The organism is Bradyrhizobium sp. LeoA1Lang (genome assembly GCF_055413685.1).
Window position 1 is genome coordinate 1 of sequence record NZ_JBVAPG010000054.1, and the last position, 18,061, is coordinate 18,061.

At 63.0% G+C, this 18,061-nt stretch carries 17 protein-coding genes; 5 read left to right on the plus strand and 12 right to left on the minus strand.

Annotated features, from left to right (window positions below; all coding sequences use genetic code 11):
• Positions 1-195 precede the first annotated feature (195 nt).
• The 9 genes from ACZYOF_RS19435 to ACZYOF_RS19475 all read right to left on the minus strand — a co-directional run bounded on the left by ACZYOF_RS19435 (position 196) and on the right by ACZYOF_RS19475 (position 8,290).
• Entirely contained in the window at positions 196-1,050 is an 855-nt protein-coding gene (locus ACZYOF_RS19435; protein WP_463716777.1) for an HpcH/HpaI aldolase/citrate lyase family protein, read from the minus strand.
• A gap of 4 nt (positions 1,051-1,054) precedes the next feature.
• Positions 1,055-1,510: a MaoC family dehydratase gene (locus ACZYOF_RS19440; RefSeq protein WP_130577054.1), complete on the minus strand. Its 456-nt coding sequence runs from the start codon at positions 1,508-1,510 to the stop codon at positions 1,055-1,057.
• Positions 1,510-2,283: an enoyl-CoA hydratase/isomerase family protein gene (locus tag ACZYOF_RS19445; RefSeq protein WP_165420960.1), complete on the minus strand. Its 774-nt coding sequence runs from the start codon at positions 2,281-2,283 to the stop codon at positions 1,510-1,512. Before ACZYOF_RS19445 ends, ACZYOF_RS19440 begins: the two co-directional genes overlap by 1 nt.
• Entirely contained in the window at positions 2,280-3,503 is a 1,224-nt protein-coding gene (locus ACZYOF_RS19450) for a CaiB/BaiF CoA transferase family protein (RefSeq protein WP_463716778.1), read from the minus strand. The genes ACZYOF_RS19445 and ACZYOF_RS19450 overlap by 4 nt, the downstream gene beginning before the upstream one ends.
• A gap of 25 nt (positions 3,504-3,528) precedes the next feature.
• Positions 3,529-4,245 (minus strand): ABC transporter ATP-binding protein, encoded by a 717-nt coding sequence (locus tag ACZYOF_RS19455; RefSeq protein ID WP_130577052.1) that lies wholly within the window; start codon positions 4,243-4,245, stop codon positions 3,529-3,531.
• Complete coding sequence (locus ACZYOF_RS19460) at positions 4,242-5,000, minus strand: ABC transporter ATP-binding protein (RefSeq protein ID WP_282527714.1); 759 nt, start codon at positions 4,998-5,000, stop codon at positions 4,242-4,244. The genes ACZYOF_RS19455 and ACZYOF_RS19460 overlap by 4 nt, the downstream gene beginning before the upstream one ends.
• 2 nt (positions 5,001-5,002) lie before the next feature.
• Complete coding sequence (locus ACZYOF_RS19465) at positions 5,003-6,034, minus strand: branched-chain amino acid ABC transporter permease (RefSeq protein ID WP_463716779.1); 1,032 nt, start codon at positions 6,032-6,034, stop codon at positions 5,003-5,005.
• Positions 6,031-6,933 (minus strand): branched-chain amino acid ABC transporter permease, encoded by a 903-nt coding sequence (locus tag ACZYOF_RS19470; protein WP_463716780.1) that lies wholly within the window; start codon positions 6,931-6,933, stop codon positions 6,031-6,033. The genes ACZYOF_RS19465 and ACZYOF_RS19470 overlap by 4 nt, the downstream gene beginning before the upstream one ends.
• 97 nt (positions 6,934-7,030) lie before the next feature.
• Positions 7,031-8,290: an ABC transporter substrate-binding protein gene (locus tag ACZYOF_RS19475; protein ID WP_463716781.1), complete on the minus strand. Its 1,260-nt coding sequence runs from the start codon at positions 8,288-8,290 to the stop codon at positions 7,031-7,033.
• A gap of 169 nt (positions 8,291-8,459) precedes the next feature.
• Between ACZYOF_RS19475 and ACZYOF_RS19480 the strand changes: the two genes are divergently transcribed.
• From ACZYOF_RS19480 to ACZYOF_RS19500, 5 genes are read left to right on the plus strand one after another with little or no spacing between them, the layout of a single operon-like run.
• Entirely contained in the window at positions 8,460-9,956 is a 1,497-nt protein-coding gene (locus tag ACZYOF_RS19480; protein ID WP_463716782.1) for an AMP-binding protein, read from the plus strand.
• Positions 9,953-10,612 carry a TetR/AcrR family transcriptional regulator gene (locus ACZYOF_RS19485; protein WP_130577046.1) on the plus strand — a complete coding sequence of 220 codons (660 nt, stop codon included), beginning with the start codon at positions 9,953-9,955 and terminating at the stop codon, positions 10,610-10,612. The genes ACZYOF_RS19480 and ACZYOF_RS19485 overlap by 4 nt, the downstream gene beginning before the upstream one ends.
• Entirely contained in the window at positions 10,602-11,375 is a 774-nt protein-coding gene (locus ACZYOF_RS19490; protein ID WP_165420959.1) for an SDR family NAD(P)-dependent oxidoreductase, read from the plus strand. The genes ACZYOF_RS19485 and ACZYOF_RS19490 overlap by 11 nt, the downstream gene beginning before the upstream one ends.
• 10 nt (positions 11,376-11,385) lie before the next feature.
• Positions 11,386-13,305 (plus strand): flavin-containing monooxygenase, encoded by a 1,920-nt coding sequence (locus ACZYOF_RS19495; RefSeq protein ID WP_463716783.1) that lies wholly within the window; start codon positions 11,386-11,388, stop codon positions 13,303-13,305.
• Positions 13,306-13,333: 28 nt separating this feature from the next.
• Complete coding sequence (locus ACZYOF_RS19500) at positions 13,334-13,963, plus strand: 2-hydroxychromene-2-carboxylate isomerase (protein WP_130577043.1); 630 nt, start codon at positions 13,334-13,336, stop codon at positions 13,961-13,963.
• 514 nt (positions 13,964-14,477) lie between these two features.
• On the opposite strand, the gene ACZYOF_RS19505 is transcribed toward ACZYOF_RS19500, so the two are convergent.
• Genes ACZYOF_RS19505 through ACZYOF_RS19515 form a run of 3 tightly spaced genes read right to left on the minus strand, consistent with a single transcriptional unit; the run spans position 14,478 to position 17,814 of the window.
• A complete protein-coding gene (locus ACZYOF_RS19505; RefSeq protein WP_463716784.1) occupies positions 14,478-15,626 on the minus strand; it encodes an epoxide hydrolase family protein in 1,149 nt (382 codons plus the stop codon).
• 57 nt (positions 15,627-15,683) lie between these two features.
• Positions 15,684-17,114, minus strand: a complete 1,431-nt coding sequence (locus ACZYOF_RS19510) for a sensor histidine kinase (protein ID WP_463716785.1) — start codon at positions 17,112-17,114, stop codon at positions 15,684-15,686.
• Positions 17,115-17,136: 22 nt separating this feature from the next.
• Positions 17,137-17,814, minus strand: a complete 678-nt coding sequence (locus ACZYOF_RS19515; RefSeq protein WP_130577041.1) for a response regulator transcription factor — start codon at positions 17,812-17,814, stop codon at positions 17,137-17,139.
• Between the last annotated feature and the right edge of the window lie 247 nt (positions 17,815-18,061).

An 18,061-nucleotide genomic window follows, 5' to 3' on the forward strand; every position in this document is an offset into this window, starting at 1 on the left:
GGGGCCCGGTCGTCGCGCTGCGCTACGCATGGCTCCGCGCGCCGCCCTCTCACCGCAAAAACCCAACCCAACCCTGTTCGCTGAGAGCCTTGACTCACAAAGCCCCATATGAGGGTGGGCAAAGCGAAGCGTGCCCACCTTTCTTGCACCGACCGTAAATGGTGGGCACGCTCCGCTTTGCCCACTCTACGCACCTCATTCCCGCCGCAGCGCCAGAATCTTCTCCGCGGCGCGCAGATGCGGCTTGTCCAACATCTTGCCATCCATCTTCGCCACGCCGGACGGATTGCCCGCGAATGCGGCGACAACGCGCTCTGACCACGCGATCTCCTCATCGGTCGGCATGAAGGCGGCATTGACGACGTCGACATGCTTTGGATGGATCACCGCCTTCGCCAGGAAACCATCCTGCCGCGCCGTGATGCATTCCTCACGCAGCGCCTCGAGATCGTTGATGTCGGTCGCGATTGTATCGATGGCGACCACGCCGGCGGCGGCCGCGCTGATCAGGCAGAGATCGCGCGCCAGCCAGAACGGGCTATGAAAGCGGCCGTTGGTGCGGTTGCGCGAGGCCCCGAGCGAGGCGGCGAGGTCTTCGGCGCCCCACATCATGCCCCACAGCCGCGGGCTCATATTCTCGAAGTCGAGCAGTTTCAGCACCGCGCGCGCCGTCTCGGTCGCAACCGTCACGATGCGCGTCGAACCTTGCGCGATGCCGGATGCCGCCTCGAACGCATCAAGGTAAAGCGCGAGCTTGTTGACGTCGGCGGCCCCGGCACATTTCGGCAGGACGACGCCGTCGGGTTTCCGCGGCATGATAGCCGCGAGATCGCCTAGCGTCATGTCGGTATCGAGCGCGTTGACGCGGACATACATCTTCTGATCGGGATTGCGCGAATTCAGCATCTCGCGCGTGATGCCGCGCGCCGCCACTTTCTGCTCCGGCGCAATGGAATCTTCGAGATCGAGGATCAGCGCGTCGGCGGCCGTTTTCTTCGCGCTTTCGAATTTCCGGACACTGTCACCGGGAACGAACAGGAACGATCGCATTGCCTCACGCCTTCGGTTTGCAGAGCATCAGCCCCGTACGGCGACAGCTCGCCACCACCTCGCCGCGCTGGTTGGTCATGATGTGCTCGAATTCCACGAGCCCCTGGGTCGGCCGCGACTTGCTTGGGCGCTTCGAGACGATCTTGGTGTGCGCCCGCAGCGTATCGCCATGAAACACCGGCTTGGGAAACTTCACATCCGTCATGCCCAAATTGCCGACCGTGGTACCGAGCGTCGTATCATAGACGCTCATGCCGATCATGATGCCGAGCGTATAGAGGCTGTTGAACAGCCGCTGGCCATATTCGGTCTTCTCGGCGAAATGGGCATCGAGATGCAGCGGCTGCGGGTTCATGGTCAACAGACTGAACATCGTATTGTCCATCTCGGTCACGGTCCGGCTGAATTCATGATGGAATTCCTGCCCGACCTCAAACTCCTCGAAATATAGTCCAGCCATCAGCGTCCCCGATAGTTTGGCGTTCGCTTCTCGATGAACGCGTTCAACCCTTCCTGACAATCTTCCGTCGTCGCGACAAGCGAAAAACTCTCGGCCGCGTTCTCGATCGCGCGGCGGTAGTCCGCATCCACCGCACGCATGAAGGCATCGCGGCCGATCTTCATCACGATCGGCGACTTGGCGGCGAGCTTTCGGGCGACCTCGCGGGCGCGATCGAGCGCGGTCCCCTTCGGCACGACTTCGCTCAAAAGGCCCATGCGGAACGCGGTTGCCGCATCAAAGGGCTCGCCGAGAAACAGTGGCCCGAACGCCTGGTGCTTTCCGACCAGCCGCGGCAAATGCACGAAGTGCAGCGCCGGTATCAGCCCGACATCGATCTCCGGATAGCCGAAGGTCGAAGCGTCGCCGGCAATGATCATGTCACAGGATATGGCAATGGTCATGCCGCCGGCCCGCGCGGCACCATCGATAGCCGCAATCGTCGGCTTGCCCATCCGGTACTGGATGTCGTTGAGGGCGAAGTAGAGGCGCTCGAGAAAGCCCTTGGTCTCGATCGCCGGCTTGCCGCGCACGATGTCGAGATCGAGTCCGGCACAAAATACCTTGTGAGCACTGCCGATGATCACGGCGCGCACGGCTGCATCGTCCTTGGCTGTCTGCAATGCGGCCAGCAGCGCATCGATCAGGGACAGGCTCAGCGCGTTGACCGGCGGGCGATCCAGCACGATCTCGGCAATACCGTCGGCAACCGAGTAGCGGACGAGTTTGCTCATGATGCACCACCTCCATTTGGCCGCCACTGGCGCACCGCACCGGCTCCGATCAACTCATCGATGGCCGCACTGTCGAAGCCAGCCTCTGTCAGGACCTCGACGCTGTCCTGACCGATATCCGGCGCGGGACACAAATCGTCCTCTGAACGACTTGCGATCCCCGGCGTTCGCGGCGTGTAGACCGGGCCGACGCCGGGCGTGTCCTGGCAGACCGCGGCTTCGGTCGCCTCGACGTGAGCATTCCTCAACCATTCGCCGGGATTGTGGATGCGTTCCGCGATGATATCGGCCGCATGCAGGCGCGTCAGCCACGCCTCGGCCGTTTGGGTCAAGAAGACCTCCCGTAGCTGCGGGATCAGCGCGTCGGCTGAATCCGCACGCCTGGCGAAATCGGCAAAGCGCGGATCGGTGGCGAGGTCGTCGCGTCCGATCGCTGTGCATAGGCGTTTGTACTGCGCTTCGTTCACCAGCGTCACCATCATCCAGCCGTCCTTGGCCTGGTAGGTGCCTGCGGGAACGTTGAGCGCGCGCGGTGCGCCACCCTCCAGAATGAACTCAGCAACCTTGTGGCCCAGCAGCGCCGCCGTCGACTGGCAGAGATTAACGTCGATCCAGCGCCCCGTACCCACGATCGCCCGCGCGAACAGCGTGGTGGCGATGGCCTGGAAGGCATAGACGCCGGTGACGATGTCGGAGATCGTCGTGCCGACCCGATGCGGCACCCCGTCCGTGCCGGCATTGACCGAGACCAGACCCGAAAAGGCCTGCGCCACGGAATCCGACCCGGGACGTTTCGCGTAAGGCCCGGTTTGCCCGAAGCCGCTGACCGAGAGATAGACCAGGCCAGGATTGTCGCGTGACAGCGATTCATAACCAAGCCCGAGCCGTGCGGCCACGCCGGGCCGGAAGCCTTCGATCAGGACGTCGGCGTCCTTTGCCAGCTTCTGGGCAATCGTGATCCCATCCTTGTGCTTCAGATCGAGGCACAGGCTGCGCTTGCCGCGGTTATAGACCGCCGACAGCGTGGTGTGGTTGCCATAGGTCGTCCCGAGATAGCGCGACCAGTCGCCCTCAGGCGGCTCGACCTTGATGACATCGGCGCCATAGACGCCGAGCAGCATCGCGCAATAGGGCGACGCAATGCCCTGTCCGAAATCGAGCACGCGAAGGCCGCGATAGGGCGCCTCGTGTGTCGGCGCCAGCCTGCTTTCAACCGCCATTCATCCTCCCCATGGGGGCCGAAGGCTACAGCGCCAGATAGCGCCGCCGAATGTTGTCGTTGGCCTTCAGCTCTTCGATGGGAGATGTGTAGACGATTTGGCCCTTGTCGATAACCGTCGCGTGGCTCGCAAGGCCAAGGCAAAAATGCATGTTTTGCTCGGCGATCAACACCGTGGCGCCGGTCGCGCGAAGCTGCCGCAACAGTTCGCCTATTCGTTGCACGATGATCGGTGCCAGCCCCTCGCTCGGCTCGTCCAGGAGCAGCAGCGCCGGATTGCCCATCAGCGTCCGCGCAATCGCCAGCATCTGCTGTTCGCCGCCGGACAGCCGTCCCGCGATCCGATAGCGCAGCGGCTCGAGCGATGGGAACACGTCATAGATGCGCCGGATCGACCATTCGTCCTCGCCATTCGGCCCCTTCTTCTGGCCGATGACGAGATTGTCTTCCACGGTGTGCTCCGGGAAGATCTGGCGGTCCTCCGGGACAAAGCCGAGCCCGGCACGGGCGATGCGATGCGGCCTCATCCCGGAGACGGTCCTGCCGTTCAGCGTCACCTTGCCGCGACGCGCCGGCGCGAGTCCCATGATCGCCTTCATAGTGGTGGACTTGCCGGCCCCGTTGCGGCCAAGCAGCGCCATGGTCTCGCCCTGCCGCACCGAGAGGCCGACGCCGAACAAGATCTGGCTGGTGCCATAGTAGACGTCGAGGTCCTCGACCTGCACGACTGGCAAAGCGCTCATGTCACGGCCTCGGCATGTTCCTCGGTGCCCAGATAGGCTTCGATCACCGCCTCGTTGCGCCTGATGGCATCAGGTGTGCCAGTCGCAAGGATGCGGCCGTAGCAGAGCACGACGATCCTGGGCGCGATCTTGAACACGATGTCCATGTCGTGCTCGATAAAGACGACCGTGATCTTCTGCGCCTCCCATAGCTCCCGGACCTTGTCGATCATCCGCCAGCGCTCTTCAGTGCCCATGCCGGCGGTCGGCTCATCCAGCAGCAGCACCTTTGGATCGAGCACCAGCGCCAGCGCGATATCCAGCAGTTTCTGGTCGCCATGCGACAGTGTCGCGGCGGTGCGGTGGCGCTTGTTGGCAAGGCCGAGCAATTCCATCACGTGCTCGGCACGATCCCGCGTTTCGGCAAGCGGGAAGCGCCGGTGCAGCACGGTCGAGCGGCGCTGATCCGCGCAGACGGCGGCGAGCATGGTCTCCTGCACTGTCAGCGACGGGAAGATGCTGGCAACCTGGAACGCCCGCCCGATACCGTGCCGCACGATGTCGGGCGGCGACTTGCCGGCGAGATCGACACCATCGAGCAGGACCTCGCCGGAGTCCGGCCTGAGCGCGCCTGTGATCAGGTTGAAGAATGTGCTCTTGCCGGCACCATTCGGACCGATCACGGCCGTCAGCGAGCCATCGGCAAAATCCAGCGAAACGTTGTCCGTCGCTTTCACGCCGCCGAACGACTTTGAGAGGCCGCGAATATCCAGCATGGCTAGCCGCGCTCCCCTGGCCCGTCGCGCCGCTGCGTATACCACTCGAGCACATAGTCCATCAGCCCCTTGCGCAGACCGATGGCGAAGAACAGGATCACGGCGCCGAGCACGATGCCATGATATTCCGTGTAGCGGGTGACGGTATCGTTGAGGATCAGCAACAGCACCGTGCCGACCATCGGCCCCAGGAACGTGGTGACGCCGCCAAGCATGTTGATGAAGATGCCCTCGCCCGAAATCGTCCAGTAGGCGAATTCGGGATAGGCGCCGGAGACGAACAGCGCCATGACCATGCCGCCGGTGGAGGCAAACAGCGCCGCCAGCACGAAGATCGTCAGCTTGGCGCGCCAGACATCGATGCCGATAAAGCTCGCGCGCCGCGCATTGTCGCGGATCATGCGCAGCGTATAGCCGAACGGCGATTGCGCGATCTGGCGCATCAAGAGCAGGCCGAGCACCAGCAGCGCACAGCTCGTGATGTAGAGATGCACATGATTGGCAAGATCGATACCGAGGAACGCCGGGCGTGGGATGCCGCCGCGCAAGCCCTGATCGCCGCCGGTCAGCGACGCCCAGGTGAGGATCGTCGAGTGGATCAGCATCTGGAACGCCAGCGTGACGAACGCGAAATAGATCTCCTTCAGCCGGACGCAGATCGCCCCGATGGTTGCAGCGAAGACAGCGGTGATCGCGAGCGTCGCCACAAAGGCCACCGGTATCGGCACGGCGGTGCGCTGCATCAGCAGGCCGAAGCCATAGGCGCCGAGCCCGAAGAACATGCCGTGCCCGAACGAGATCATGCCGGTGTAGCCGACAAGCAGGTTGAGCGAAGTCGCGAACAGGCCGAAAGCCGAGCAGCGGATCACGAAATCGAGCAGCGCCTTGCTGCCGAAGAAGAACGGCAGTGCTGCCAGTACAGCAAAAGCGACCAGTGCGATCAGAATGTCGCGATAACGCGAGCGGAACGAGCGCGTTTCGATGCTTGGCGCACCCAAGGTTTCCGACGCGCGACCAGCCTGCAGCTCGGTCATGCGACCTCCTTGCCGAACAGGCCGGTCGGCCGCGACACCAGGACGATCACCATGAACAGGTACATCAAGCCTTCGGTGAACAGGGGAAAGCCGAGCGAGCCGAACGAGCGGATCAGGCCGATGAGCAATGCCCCGATCAGCGCGCCCAGGATCGAGCCCATGCCGCCGATCACAGTAACGATGAAGGATTCGATCAGCACCGAAAAGCCCATCCCCGGCGTCAGCGAACGCACCGGCGCCGCCAGCGCCCCGGCAAGCCCGGCGAGCATGCCACCGAGCGCGAACACGCCGCCATAGAGCAGGCCGGTATTGATGCCGAGTGCGGACACCATGCCCGGATTGTGGGCGGCCGCGCGGATCACCTTGCCGATCCGGGTGCGGGCAAGCCCAAGGCCGAGCACCAAGGCGGCGGCCAGCGCGACCCCGATCAGCAGCAGGTAATAGGGCGGCACGACGCCACCTGCGATGAACAGCGGCGGCACCTGGAACGCCGACGGCATACCCATCGACTTGAATTCAGGCCCCCACACCATGCGTACGACATCGTCGAAGATCAGCACGAAGGCGTAGCAGACCAGCAATTGCATCAGCACGTCGGCGCCATAGACGCGGCTCATGAACACGCGCTCGAAGATCAGGCCGAGAATCGCCGTACCTACCGCGCCGCACAGCATCGCCAGCGCAAAGCTGTCAGAGAATTGGTAAGCCGTCATCGCGAAATAGGCGCCGAACATATAGAAGGCACCGTGGCTGAAATTGACCACCTTGAGCACGCCGAAGATCAGCGTCAGCCCGACGGCGACGAGAAACAGCAGCATACCGATGATGAGGCCGCTGGTGGTTTGCGTCACCAGACAGGCCGGACTGGCGAGGCAGCCAGCGAGCGCGTCTATATCCAAGGCAGCATTTCCATCAGAGCGCACCGAGACCACCGGCGCGCAAACTTAAGCGATGCGTGAGTGGAAGCGGCCCGCCCGCCTCCACTCTAGAGACCTGTCAGGTGTAGCCCTTGCTCTTCTTCCACTCGGCTTCGAGCTCGAAGATGGTCTTCCAATCGCCGGCCTTCACTTCCGGCACATAGGGTTCCTGCGGGATCGTGGTGCCCCAACCGATGGCGTAGCCAACCAGCGTGTTGTCCTCCGCGCGCATCGTCACGGTGCCGTCGGCGCCGAACGGGCACTTGATCGTCAGCCCGCGCAACGCTTCCGCCACCTTCTTGCCGTCGGTGGAGTTGGCTTTTTTGACGGCTTCAGTGAGCAGCATCACCGCGGTCGCGTTCTGCCACGACCAGTTGGTGGGATACTCATTGTACTTCGCCCGATATGCGTCGCCCCACGCGGCATTCTCCGGCGTCTTCGGGAACGTCTTGATGTAGCGGTTGCCGGAATGAATGCCTTTCGGCAGGTTTTTCACCACCGTGAGCGCGGTGTAGTCAGCCATGTTGACGGCGAAGACTTCCATCTGCGTGAACAGCGCGTAGATGTTGGCCTGGTCGATATAGGACGTCAGATCGCCGCCCCACAGGCAGGTATACAGCGCCTGCGGCTTGGCCTGCAGGATCTTCGTCACCACTTCGGTGTAGTCAGGCTGGAACAGCTTTGGCCAGGACTCGCTGATGATCTCGACATCGGGCGCAAAGCGCTTGAGATAGAGCGCGAATTCGCCTGTCGTATCGCGGCCATAGGCATAATCCGGCGAGCAGGTCGCCCATTTCTTCAAGCCCTTGGCCTTCGCGATCGCAGCCGCATAGCTGCCGCCGACGATGGAATCGTGAATGCCCTGCCGGACGCAGCGGAACGCGTTGGGAATGTGCTGCTTCGGATCGGCCGTCAGCGACGAGGCTTCCGAGCAGGTATGGATGCAGAGCACGCCGAGGTCGCGCGCCACTTCGTGCACTGCGAACGATCCGGACGAGGCCTCGCCGTCGAACAGCATCTCGCAGCCGTCGGTGTTGACGAGTTCGCGCGCGACGCGGGCTGCTTCCTGCGGCTGGCCCTTGGAGTCGCGGATCACCATCTCGATCTGCCGGCCGGCCAGGCCGCCCGCGGCGTTGACCTTCTCGACCTCCAGCAGCACGGCGTTGCGCGAGGAGGTGCCGAGCTGCGCAACGCGGCCCGACAGAATCGTCGGCATGCCGATCTTGATGGTCTTGGCCTGCGCGCGCGCCACCCATGGCGCAGCTGATATCACCGCACCGGCGCCCATCAGCGCCAGAGTCGCACGGCGGCCGATGCCCGGTTGACGGGTTCTCTTCATTCTCCCCTCCCAGTCGGGTTGTCGTTCCCTATTCCCTTGCCGGAGATCATCTCGTCTCCGTGGACACAAGGATTTCAGAGCAAGGGGGGTGACGTCAAGCCAAAGATGAATTACGAGTCATAGTTCATCCGGGAAGGAAACGAGGCCGAAACGGTCCTTTGAGCGGCAGATGATCAACCTATCGAGCTTCATCGCCTTTCATGCCAAGCGGACGCCTGATCGGTGTGCGCTGAAATATCGCGACGTTGACATTTCCTACGGCAAATTCGACGAGCGCATCCGCCGGGTGGCCGGCTGGCTCGCCTCCCGCGGCATCGCTCCCGGTGACGTCGTCGCGGTTCTGATGAAGAACAGCGCTGCCTTTCTCGAACTGGTGTTTGCGATCAGCCACATCGGCGCGGTGTTCCTGCCGATCAATTATCGCCTCTCCGTCGATGAGGTCGGCTACATCGTCGACAATTCCGGCGCGCGCATCCTGATCGCGGACGAAGAACTCGACGCGATCACGGCGGTTCATGCGCCGATCGTGCTGCTCGATGAGGCCGCGCAATCGACCGCAACGCGGCTCGCAGGCGATATCGCGCCCGCGCCGATGCATGTCCGCCGACCGCAGGACCTGATGCGGCTGATGTACACGTCAGGCACCACCGACCGCCCCAAGGGCGTGATGCTCAGTTACGAGAACATGTACTGGAAGTCGGCCGACCAGTCGCTGGTGCTCGGCCTCAATGCGGATACCCGCCTCCTTGTCGTCGGCCCGCTCTACCACGTCGGCGCGCTCGATCTGCCTGGAATCGCGGTGCTCTGGCACGGCGGAATGCTCTCGGTCCATCGTGAGTTCAGGCCCGAACAGGCACTCGCTGCGATCGAAGCGGAGAAGCTGAACGCGGCGTGGTTTGCCCCTGTGATGACCACCGCGATCCTCACCTGCCCCACTCGCGACCGCTACGATGTTTCCAGTCTGCAATGGGCGATCGGCGGCGGCGAGAAAACGCCGGAGGTGCGCATCCGCGCCTTCTCCGACTACTTCAGGAATGCCCGCTACATCGACGCCTATGGTCTGACCGAGAGCGTCGGCGGTGACACCTTCATGGAGCCGGGCCGCGAGATCGATAAGATCGGCTCGACCGGCCGTGCCATCGCCCATGTCGAAATTGAGATCCGTGACGATCGAGGCGATCGGCTTCCGCCCGGCGAGAACGGCGAGATCTGCCTGCGCGGACCGAAGATCACGAAAGGATACTGGCGGGACCCGGAGAAGACCGCCGCCGCCTTCTTCGGCGACTGGTTCCGCACCGGCGATGTCGGCTATCTCGACGAGGAGGGCTTCCTTTATCTCACCGACCGCAAGAAGGATTTGATCATTTCCGGCGGCGAGAACATCGCCTCCTCCGAGGTGGAGCGCGTCATCTATGAGATGCCCGAGGTTCGCGAGGTCGCCGTCATCGGCCTGCGCGATGAGCGCTGGGGCGAGAAGCCGGTCGCGATCGTCGTGCTGGCGGAAGGAGCTGCGCTGGATCTTCCCGCCCTCACCGACCACTGCCGCGCGCGGCTCGCCGGCTTCAAGGTGCCGAAACAACTGATCATCCGCGACAGCCTGCCGCGCAATCCTTCCGGCAAGGTACTCAAGCGTGTGCTGCGCGCCGAACTGGAGACCGCTACATGACCCAAGCACCGCACGCTGCGCCCATCAAGATCACCAAGCTGAACCGGGTCGAGCGCAACGCCTGGACCAAGCAAAAGATCTTCGACGCGGCGACCAAGGTGGTCGGCAAATATGGCTACGCCGAAGCCTCCGTTGCCCGCATCACCGAGGAAGCCGGCGTCGCGCAAGGCACCTTCTACAATCATTTCGAGAGCCGCCAGGAACTGCTCGAGCAGCTACTGCCGAAGATCGGACTGGACATGGTGCGCTTCATCTATGCGCGTACCGGCACTGAGCAGACGGCGCGGGAGGAGATCGAGCGCTTCAGTGCCTTCTTCGATTTCATCCTCGAAGTGCCGGAATTCCTGCGCATCCTCAACGAAGCCGAGTTCTTTGCGCCGATCGGCTACCAGAAACATTTCGACAATATCTCAACCGCCTATGTACGCATCCTCGGCCGCGCGCGCCAAGCCGGAGAGATCATCGATTTCAGCGACGAGGAATTCGAGGCGATCGTGCAGATGCTGATGGGCGCGCGCGGCTATCTCAGCCGCCGCTATTCCTACGCCGGCGGCAAGGTCACTGCCCCGCCTGATCATGTGATTTCCGCCTATCGGAAGCTCGTCACCCGAGGGCTGTTCAACAGAGCAAGTGAGGATGACGGTCATGAGCGCTGACGGCCTCGTTCTCGTCACCGGCGGCAGCCGCGGCATCGGCGCCGCCACCGCCACGCTGCTTGCCGACCAGGGCCAGCGCGTCGTCATCGTCGACATCGCGCCGGAACCGCTGGTGGGGACGGATGCGATCCTCTGGCCGGCCCCCTTCGATGTTGCGAGCGAAGCGACGGTCACAGCCGGCGTTGCCGACATCGAGGCCGCGCACGGTCCGATCACCGGCCTCGTCAATGCCGCCGGCGTGTTCGGCAAGATGCATCGGATCGAGCGCGTGCGGATGGAGCAATGGGACCGCGAGGTCAATATCGACCTGCGCGGCACCTTTATGGTCGCCCGCAGCGTCGGCGTACGGATGGCCGCGCGGCGAAATGGCGCGATCGTCAATGTCGCCTCCGTCGCCGGCATGACCTCCGGTCCGATTCACGCCTATACCGCGGCGAAGGCCGGCGTCATCCAGATCACGCAGACGCTTGCAGCCGAGTGGGGCCGGGCCGGCGTGCGCGTCAACGCCGTGTCGCCGGGCTTTACCCGCACGGCGATGCTGGAAGCCGGTATCGCCTCGGGCGCGCTCGACAAGGAACTGCTGTCGCGGCCATCAGCCATGAACCGGCTAGTCGAGCCGTTCGAAGTGGCGGAGGCGATCGCCTGGCTGCTTTCACCAAGGAGCAGCGGCGTCACCGGCATCAACCTGCCGATCGATGCCGGCTTTATCGCCGGCAGCACGTGGGCCGCCTATGGCGGGCTGCCGGAAGCGCCGGAAGCATGAGGACAAGAGCATGAACATCGAAATGCCGCGCAAGAAACTCGACCTGGCTTCCGCCATCGCTGAAGGCGACATCCGCGTGCTGCTGATGGTGCTGGTGCACATGACCGGCGACGAGCGCTGGCTGGAACCGCCGTACAAGCCCAAGCGCGACGTGCGCCTGATCCCCGATCCGGATGCCGGCGTGCCGAAGGAAATCCAGGACGAGATCCGCGCCGCAGTCCTGAAGCTCTATGAGCACGGCGAGCCGAAACCTGTCATCACCGATCCCGGCAACGAGTTGATGCTGAAGATGATGAGTGCGACGCTCGGCGAGAACGTCGCACCGGAATATGCACCGCTGATGCGTGAGGAAATGGGCTTCATCCCGCGTGACGCGCGCTGGGCCAAACGTCCATCGAACGAGAAGCTCGCGGAGCAGCACGTCCTGATCGTCGGCGCCGGCGTGTGTGCGATTGCGCTCGGCGTCGCGCTGGACCGGCTCGGCATCCCCTACACCATCGTCGAGAAAGAGGACGAGATCGGCGGCACCTGGTACGTCAACCGCTATCCCGGTTGCGGCGTCGATACGCCGAACCACTCCTACTCCTTCTCTTTCGGCGAACGAAACCAGTGGACGCGCTATTTCGCGCCGCGCCAGGAACTGCTCGACTATCTCTTGAAAGTGGTGCGCGAACACGGCATCCGACGCCATGTTCGTCTCAACACCGAGCTGATTGCGTCCCGCTGGGACGAGAACAAGCGGCGCTGGATTTCGACTCTCAAGACCGAGACCGGCGAAGAGACCTTCGAGTCGACGGCTCTGGTCAGCGCCATCGGCCAGCTCAACGACCCAGCCCCGGCTCGCTTCAAGGGCGAGGAAAACTTCCAGGGCCTCGCCGTGCATTCGGCGCTCTGGTCCGACGATATCAATCTCGACGGCAAGCGCGTCGCTGTGATCGGTACCGGGGCCACGGCGATGCAACTCGTGCCCGCGATCGCCGACCGCGTATCGTCGGTCACGGTCTATCAGCGCACCGCGCAATGGGCGCGGCCGGTCAAGGGCTACTCCGACCCCATCACCGAAGGCGCGCGATGGCTGCTCGCGTACCTGCCCTTCTATGTGCAGTGGTACCGCTTCAACATGTTCTGGCGCTATGGCGACGGCCTGCTGCCGTTCCTGCGCAAGGATCCGAACTGGCCGCATCCGGCACGCGCCGTCAACAAGGGCAACGACCGGCATCGGCAGGAGCTGACGGATTTCATCCTGTCCGAGCTCAAGGATCGCCCCGACCTGATCGAAAAATGCGTGCCGACCTATCCGCCTTATGGCAAGCGCATCCTGCTCGACAACAACTGGTTCAAGACGCTGACCAAACCGAACGTCGAGCTGGTCACCGACCCAGTCGGTCATTTTACGCGCGAGGGCATCGTCACGGCGGATGGCAAGCAGCGCGCGCACGATATCATCGTCGTCTCCACCGGCTTCAGGGTTTCGGAGATGGCGGCGCGGCTCAACATCACTGGGCGCGGCGGCAACAATCTCAGGAACGTATGGGCCAACGACAACCCGACAGCCTATCTCGGTTTGACCGTGCCAAACTTCCCAAACCTGTTCTTGATGCTTGGCCCCAACTCAGGACCTGCGCATGGCGGCAGCGTGATTTTCCAGTCGGAATGCCAGAGCCGCTACATCTCGGCTTGCCTGGTCGAGATGATCGAGAAAGGCATCGCCGCCATCGATGTCAGTCAGGAAGCGCATGATCAATATGTCCGCAAGGTCGATGCCGAACACGAGCAGTTGATCTGGACCCATCCGGGCATGACGACCTATTATCGCAACAGCCGGGGCCGCGTATTTTCGGCCATGCCCTGGCGCTTCGTCGACTATTGGGCGATGACCCATGATCCCGATCTGAGCCAGTATCGACAAACGAAACGTGCAGACGCCTGAGCGCCACCACGATCAGGGAGGGCCAAGCATGGAAAGGCCGCGCGTACGCATCTACACCGACTACAAGAGCCCTTACGCCTTCGTGGCCAACAAGCGCCTGTTCGAGCTCGAAGAACAGCATGGCGTCGAGCTGGAGTGGCTGCCCTATACGCTGCGGATCCCGGAATTCATGGGGACGGTGGAAGAGCGCACCCCGCATTTCTGGCGCAAGGTGCGTTACGCCTACATGGACGCCCGGCGTTTCGCCAACGCGCAAGGCCTGACGATGAAGGGACCGCGGCGGATCTACGACGCGTTCTATTCCAGCGCCGGCATGCTATTCGCCCAGCGCCATGGGCTGTTCCGGCCGTATCACGACACGGTCTTTCGCCGGTTTTGGAACCATGATCTGGAGATCGACGAACTATCTGATATCGCTGGCGTGATCGCCTCGATCGGTGGCCGGGCGAAGGATTTCGAGGAATATGTTCATGGGCCCGCGCGAGCAGAGCACGATCGGATCATCGAGGAAGCGGAGGCACTTGGTGTGTTCGGCGTCCCGACCATGGTGTTCAATGGTGAGCTGTTCTGGGGCGGCGATCGCATCGACATGCTGATCGAGCGCATCAAGGAGCCGGCCTCCATCGCAACAGCGCTTGGCAGCCGACATAGGAAATGATCCTGCGCTTCATGGTTCCCTCGCCTCGGGGAACCGCGACTTCACTTGACAGTCTCCAATATCTGCCGCAGCATTTTGCTGATGCACCTGTCGGGGTGCTGGAGCTTGGCTCCCGGCCTCGCAGGGATTGCCGACCGATCATGTGGTCGGGCGGCAAGCAGAGGATACGGACAGATGTCCGTCGGGCCACTCTTGGAGAGGAGCATGACGCCACCGGGACAGTCCTGTGACCTTGCTCAGCGGCAAGGTCTCGGCGCAGTTGAGGTGAACAGCAGCTGCTAGCCGCGTTGCGCCGTCGACAATCTGAACATATCCACCGGATGGAAGCGCAAAGGCCACGCGCTTTACGATCCAGAGTTATCCTGGTGTCTACCAGAATCCTTCGCTAAAACGAAGATGCAGGGCCCCGCGATGCTCCAATGCACCGGGGCCCATTAATTTGCAGCCAAATGCACCCAGCAACCGGTGCGCTCGAGTAACGGCTGCAAAACGTCGCGGTCGGTCATGACTCCCTCTATTCCTCGCGCAACGGCCGGAAAAACTCGCGCACCTCCCGCACGTACAACTCGGGCTGCTCGAAGGCGGCGAAGTGACCGCCCTTTGGCATCTCGCTCCAATGGCGGATATTGGTGTAGCTCGCCTCCATCCACTTTCGAACCGGCGTGACGATCTCCTTGGGAAAGACGGCGACGCCGGTCGGCACGGTGACCTTGTGCACGGTTCGCCGTTTCGATCCGAAGCTTTCCCAATAGAGCCGCGCCGAGGAAGCCGCTGTGGCGGGCACCCAATACAGCATGACATTGTCGAGCAGTTCGTCGCGGGACAGGATGTTCTCGGGATGCCCGTCGCAGTCGGTCCAGGCCCAGAATTTCTCGAGGATCCACGCGGCCTGACCGCTCGGTGAATCCGTGAGCCCATAGCCGAGCGTTTGCGGCCGGGTCGACTGCTGCTTGGAATAGCCGGAATCCCAGTCAGCGTAATATTTGATACCGCTCAGCGCCCGCGTCTCTTCCGGCGTCGGCTGTCCCTCGACATTGGGCCGCGTCGCCATCGCGAGCGTGATATGAATGCCCGCGCAATGCGCAGCGTCTTGCGCGCCCAGCGCGGTCGTGACGGCCGAGCCCCAATCACCGCCTTGCGCGCCGTATCGCGCATAGCCAAGGCGCTCCATCAGCGCGGCCCAGGCCGAGGCAATGCGATCGACGCCCCAGCCGGTTGTGCGCGGCTTGGCGGAGAAGCCGAAGCCCGGCAATGACGGACAGATCACGTGAAACGCGTCGGCCGCACGGCCACCGTGCGCCGTCGGGTCGGTGAGCGGTTCGATCACCTTGTGGAATTCGACCACCGATCCCGGCCAGCCATGGGTGATGATCAGCGGCAACGCGTTCGCATGCGGCGAGCGGATATGCAGGAAATGGATGCCAAGCCCGTCGATCTCGGTCGTGAATTGCGCAAAGCGATTGAGGCGCGCTTCGCGGCTGCGCCAATCATATTCGTCGGCCCAGTAGCGGCAGACCTCCTGGATCCACTTCAGCGGAGCGCCCTGGCTCCAGTCTTCGACCAGTTCGGCCTCGGGCCACCGCGTCCGGCGGAGCCTCGATTTGAGATCCTCGAGCACATCGTCACCGACCGATATCCGATAGGATTGTATCGCTGTGCTCATGGCCTGCTCCTCCAAACGACACGCTCAATATCGGAGAAAAAGCAGGCTATGCGCAAGTCACACGGACAGGCCGCGGCCCTCCCTCAGCGATTGCGCTTCCGGATCCGGGCAGATGATCTCGACGCGGCATCCCGCGCCCGGGTGGATCGTCAGCCGGAAGCCGTGCAGCTTGACGATCGCAGCCACCAGATTGAGGCCGAGGCCGACGCCAGGCGTGTTGCGCATCTTGTCGGACCGATAGAACCGTCGCAGCACCGCGTCGCGCTCCTCTGCCGTGATCCCGCTGCCGGTATCGACAATGCGGATCACGGTTTCATTGGCGTTGCGCAACAGTTCGATGTCGACCTTGCCGCCTTCCGGCGTGAACTTGATGGCGTTGTCGACGAGATTGGTGACGGCCTCGATCAACAGGTCCCGGTCGCCGCGTACGTTGAGCTCGTGCTCGGCGTGGACAGTCAGCGCGATATTCTTGTTCTCCGCGATCGGCTCGTAGATGTCGCAGACCTCCCGCAACATCTCATGCAGCGGCACGATGCCGAAGCCGGCCGACCGCCGGCTGTTCTCGATCTCGGCAAGCCGCAGCAGCGCGGTGATGATCGTCAGCGACTGATCGATCCCTGCGATCGCCTTGTCCGCGACCGTCTGAAGCTGCTCCAGCGACGTTGCATGGGTGCGGCCGCGCTCGAGCGTCAGTCTTGCGCGCGTCAGCGGCGTCCTGAGATCGTGGGCGATATCGTTGCCGACGCCGGCCAGCGCGTTGATCATCGTTTCCATCTCGTCGAGCATGCCGTTGACGATGACCGCGAGCTTCGAGAACGGCTCGCTGCCCTCGCTATGTGGCAGCCGTTCACGCAGATCGCCCGCGATAATGCGCTGAACGCGCTGGTTGACCTCCTCGACCTGCCGCTGCGCCCGCACGCTCAGCCAGGCACCGGCCAGAAGACAGATGATGAATGCCGGCAACAATCCGAACGCGAGCGCTTCGCCGACGACATGGGAGATTTCCTTGGTCTCATCGACATTGCGTGCAATCACCAGGACGTTGCCGTTTGGCATGCGCTTTGCGATGGCGCGAACTGAGTGATCGTGATTCGGCGGGTCCACCTTCGCCGCCGTGACGCTCTGCGCCGGGGCGTCGATCTTGAGACCGGCCGGAAGACGCTCCATGTTGCCGGCCAACCTCCGCCCGTCCGATCCAAACACCCCTGCAAACTGAACGCCGCGCGAATCCTGCCGCAGATGATCTTCGATCGCGTTGAGCTGGCGCTCCATCGGCAGCGTCGCCATGAAGGCGATCTGACGGCTGAGCATGCGGTCGGTCCGCTCGATCAGATAATTGTCGATCTTCACATAGATGAAACCGAACAGCGCGATCATGAAGACGGCAAGGACGCCGGCCACCGCAAGTGCCCAGCGAAAGCTGTTCGACCGAATGAATTGCCACTGGCCCATCGCGTTCGGATGTCTCTGCATGACGTCAACGGCCATCGATCGGAGCCCGCGCAATATCTCAGGAGGCCGCACGAAGAATGAAGCCGGCACCTCGGACATTCTGGATCATCGGAGTCTCGTCCGGCCCGTCCACCTTGTGGCGCAAGCGGCCCATATGCACGTCGACCAGGTTTGTCGCCGGGACGAATTTGTAGTTCCAGACTTCTTCGAGCAGCATGGCGCGCGTCAGCAACTGGTCGCTGCGCCGCATCATGTATTCGAGCAGGCGAAATTCGCGCGGCAACAGATCGATCACCCGCTCGCCGCGCTTGGCGCTACGCTCGATCAGGTCGAGTTCGAGCTGCCCCACGCGCAGCAAGGTCTCGCGCGATTCCATCGGCCGGCGCAGCAGCGCCTCTATCCGCGCGATCAGTTCCACGACCGCGAAAGGCTTGGTGAGATAATCATCGCCGCCCATGCGCAGGCCCCGCACCCGGTCATCCACCGCGCCGAGCGCACTTAGCACCAGCACCGGCGTGCGAACCTGCTCCTTCCGCAAGGTCTCGATCACGCTGAGCCCATCCATTCCGGGCAACAGGCGGTCGACAATCATGGCGTCAGGCCTCAGGTTGCGCGCCTTGTCGAGGCCTTCTCGACCATTGGCCGACCATTCGACCTCGAACCCGCGTTCGGCGAGTTCGGCCGTGATCTCCTCGGCGGTCTCGCCGTCATCTTCGATCAAGAGCACTTTCGTCATCAATCCGTTCTCGACAACCACCATGCCGGAGGCCCAACTGCCAACCGGGCCGCCAGGAACCGGGCGACGCCGCCAGCCCACTTCAAGTCAGGGAGTGCGCCCGCTCAGCGGCCGCCTGGTCACCGCCCTGGAGGGCAAGCGCGGTGGGGCCGCTCTTCAACCAACATAGGCTTGGCGGCGGAACCACGCCATTAAATTGCATTTTAGGGAGGGAATTTGCTGCCGATCCGGGCGGACCGGTGGAGAG

What these genes read in the sequence shown, in the direction of transcription:
- ACZYOF_RS19435 (WP_463716777.1), bottom strand. Translation starts at nt 1,050, where the DNA reads ATGCGATCGTTCCTGTTCGTTCCCGGTGACAGTGTCCGGAAATTCGAA.
- ACZYOF_RS19440 (WP_130577054.1), bottom strand. Translation starts at nt 1,510, where the DNA reads ATGGCTGGACTATATTTCGAGGAGTTTGAGGTCGGGCAGGAATTCCAT.
- ACZYOF_RS19445 (WP_165420960.1), bottom strand. Translation starts at nt 2,283, where the DNA reads ATGAGCAAACTCGTCCGCTACTCGGTTGCCGACGGTATTGCCGAGATC.
- ACZYOF_RS19450 (WP_463716778.1), bottom strand. Translation starts at nt 3,503, where the DNA reads ATGGCGGTTGAAAGCAGGCTGGCGCCGACACACGAGGCGCCCTATCGC.
- ACZYOF_RS19455 (WP_130577052.1), bottom strand. Translation starts at nt 4,245, where the DNA reads ATGAGCGCTTTGCCAGTCGTGCAGGTCGAGGACCTCGACGTCTACTAT.
- ACZYOF_RS19460 (WP_282527714.1), bottom strand. Translation starts at nt 5,000, where the DNA reads ATGCTGGATATTCGCGGCCTCTCAAAGTCGTTCGGCGGCGTGAAAGCG.
- ACZYOF_RS19465 (WP_463716779.1), bottom strand. Translation starts at nt 6,034, where the DNA reads ATGACCGAGCTGCAGGCTGGTCGCGCGTCGGAAACCTTGGGTGCGCCA.
- ACZYOF_RS19475 (WP_463716781.1), bottom strand. Translation starts at nt 8,290, where the DNA reads ATGAAGAGAACCCGTCAACCGGGCATCGGCCGCCGTGCGACTCTGGCG.
- ACZYOF_RS19480 (WP_463716782.1), top strand. Translation starts at nt 8,460, where the DNA reads ATGATCAACCTATCGAGCTTCATCGCCTTTCATGCCAAGCGGACGCCT.
- ACZYOF_RS19485 (WP_130577046.1), top strand. Translation starts at nt 9,953, where the DNA reads ATGACCCAAGCACCGCACGCTGCGCCCATCAAGATCACCAAGCTGAAC.
- ACZYOF_RS19490 (WP_165420959.1), top strand. Translation starts at nt 10,602, where the DNA reads ATGAGCGCTGACGGCCTCGTTCTCGTCACCGGCGGCAGCCGCGGCATC.
- ACZYOF_RS19495 (WP_463716783.1), top strand. Translation starts at nt 11,386, where the DNA reads ATGAACATCGAAATGCCGCGCAAGAAACTCGACCTGGCTTCCGCCATC.
- ACZYOF_RS19500 (WP_130577043.1), top strand. Translation starts at nt 13,334, where the DNA reads ATGGAAAGGCCGCGCGTACGCATCTACACCGACTACAAGAGCCCTTAC.
- ACZYOF_RS19505 (WP_463716784.1), bottom strand. Translation starts at nt 15,626, where the DNA reads ATGAGCACAGCGATACAATCCTATCGGATATCGGTCGGTGACGATGTG.
- ACZYOF_RS19510 (WP_463716785.1), bottom strand. Translation starts at nt 17,114, where the DNA reads ATGGCCGTTGACGTCATGCAGAGACATCCGAACGCGATGGGCCAGTGG.
- ACZYOF_RS19515 (WP_130577041.1), bottom strand. Translation starts at nt 17,814, where the DNA reads ATGACGAAAGTGCTCTTGATCGAAGATGACGGCGAGACCGCCGAGGAG.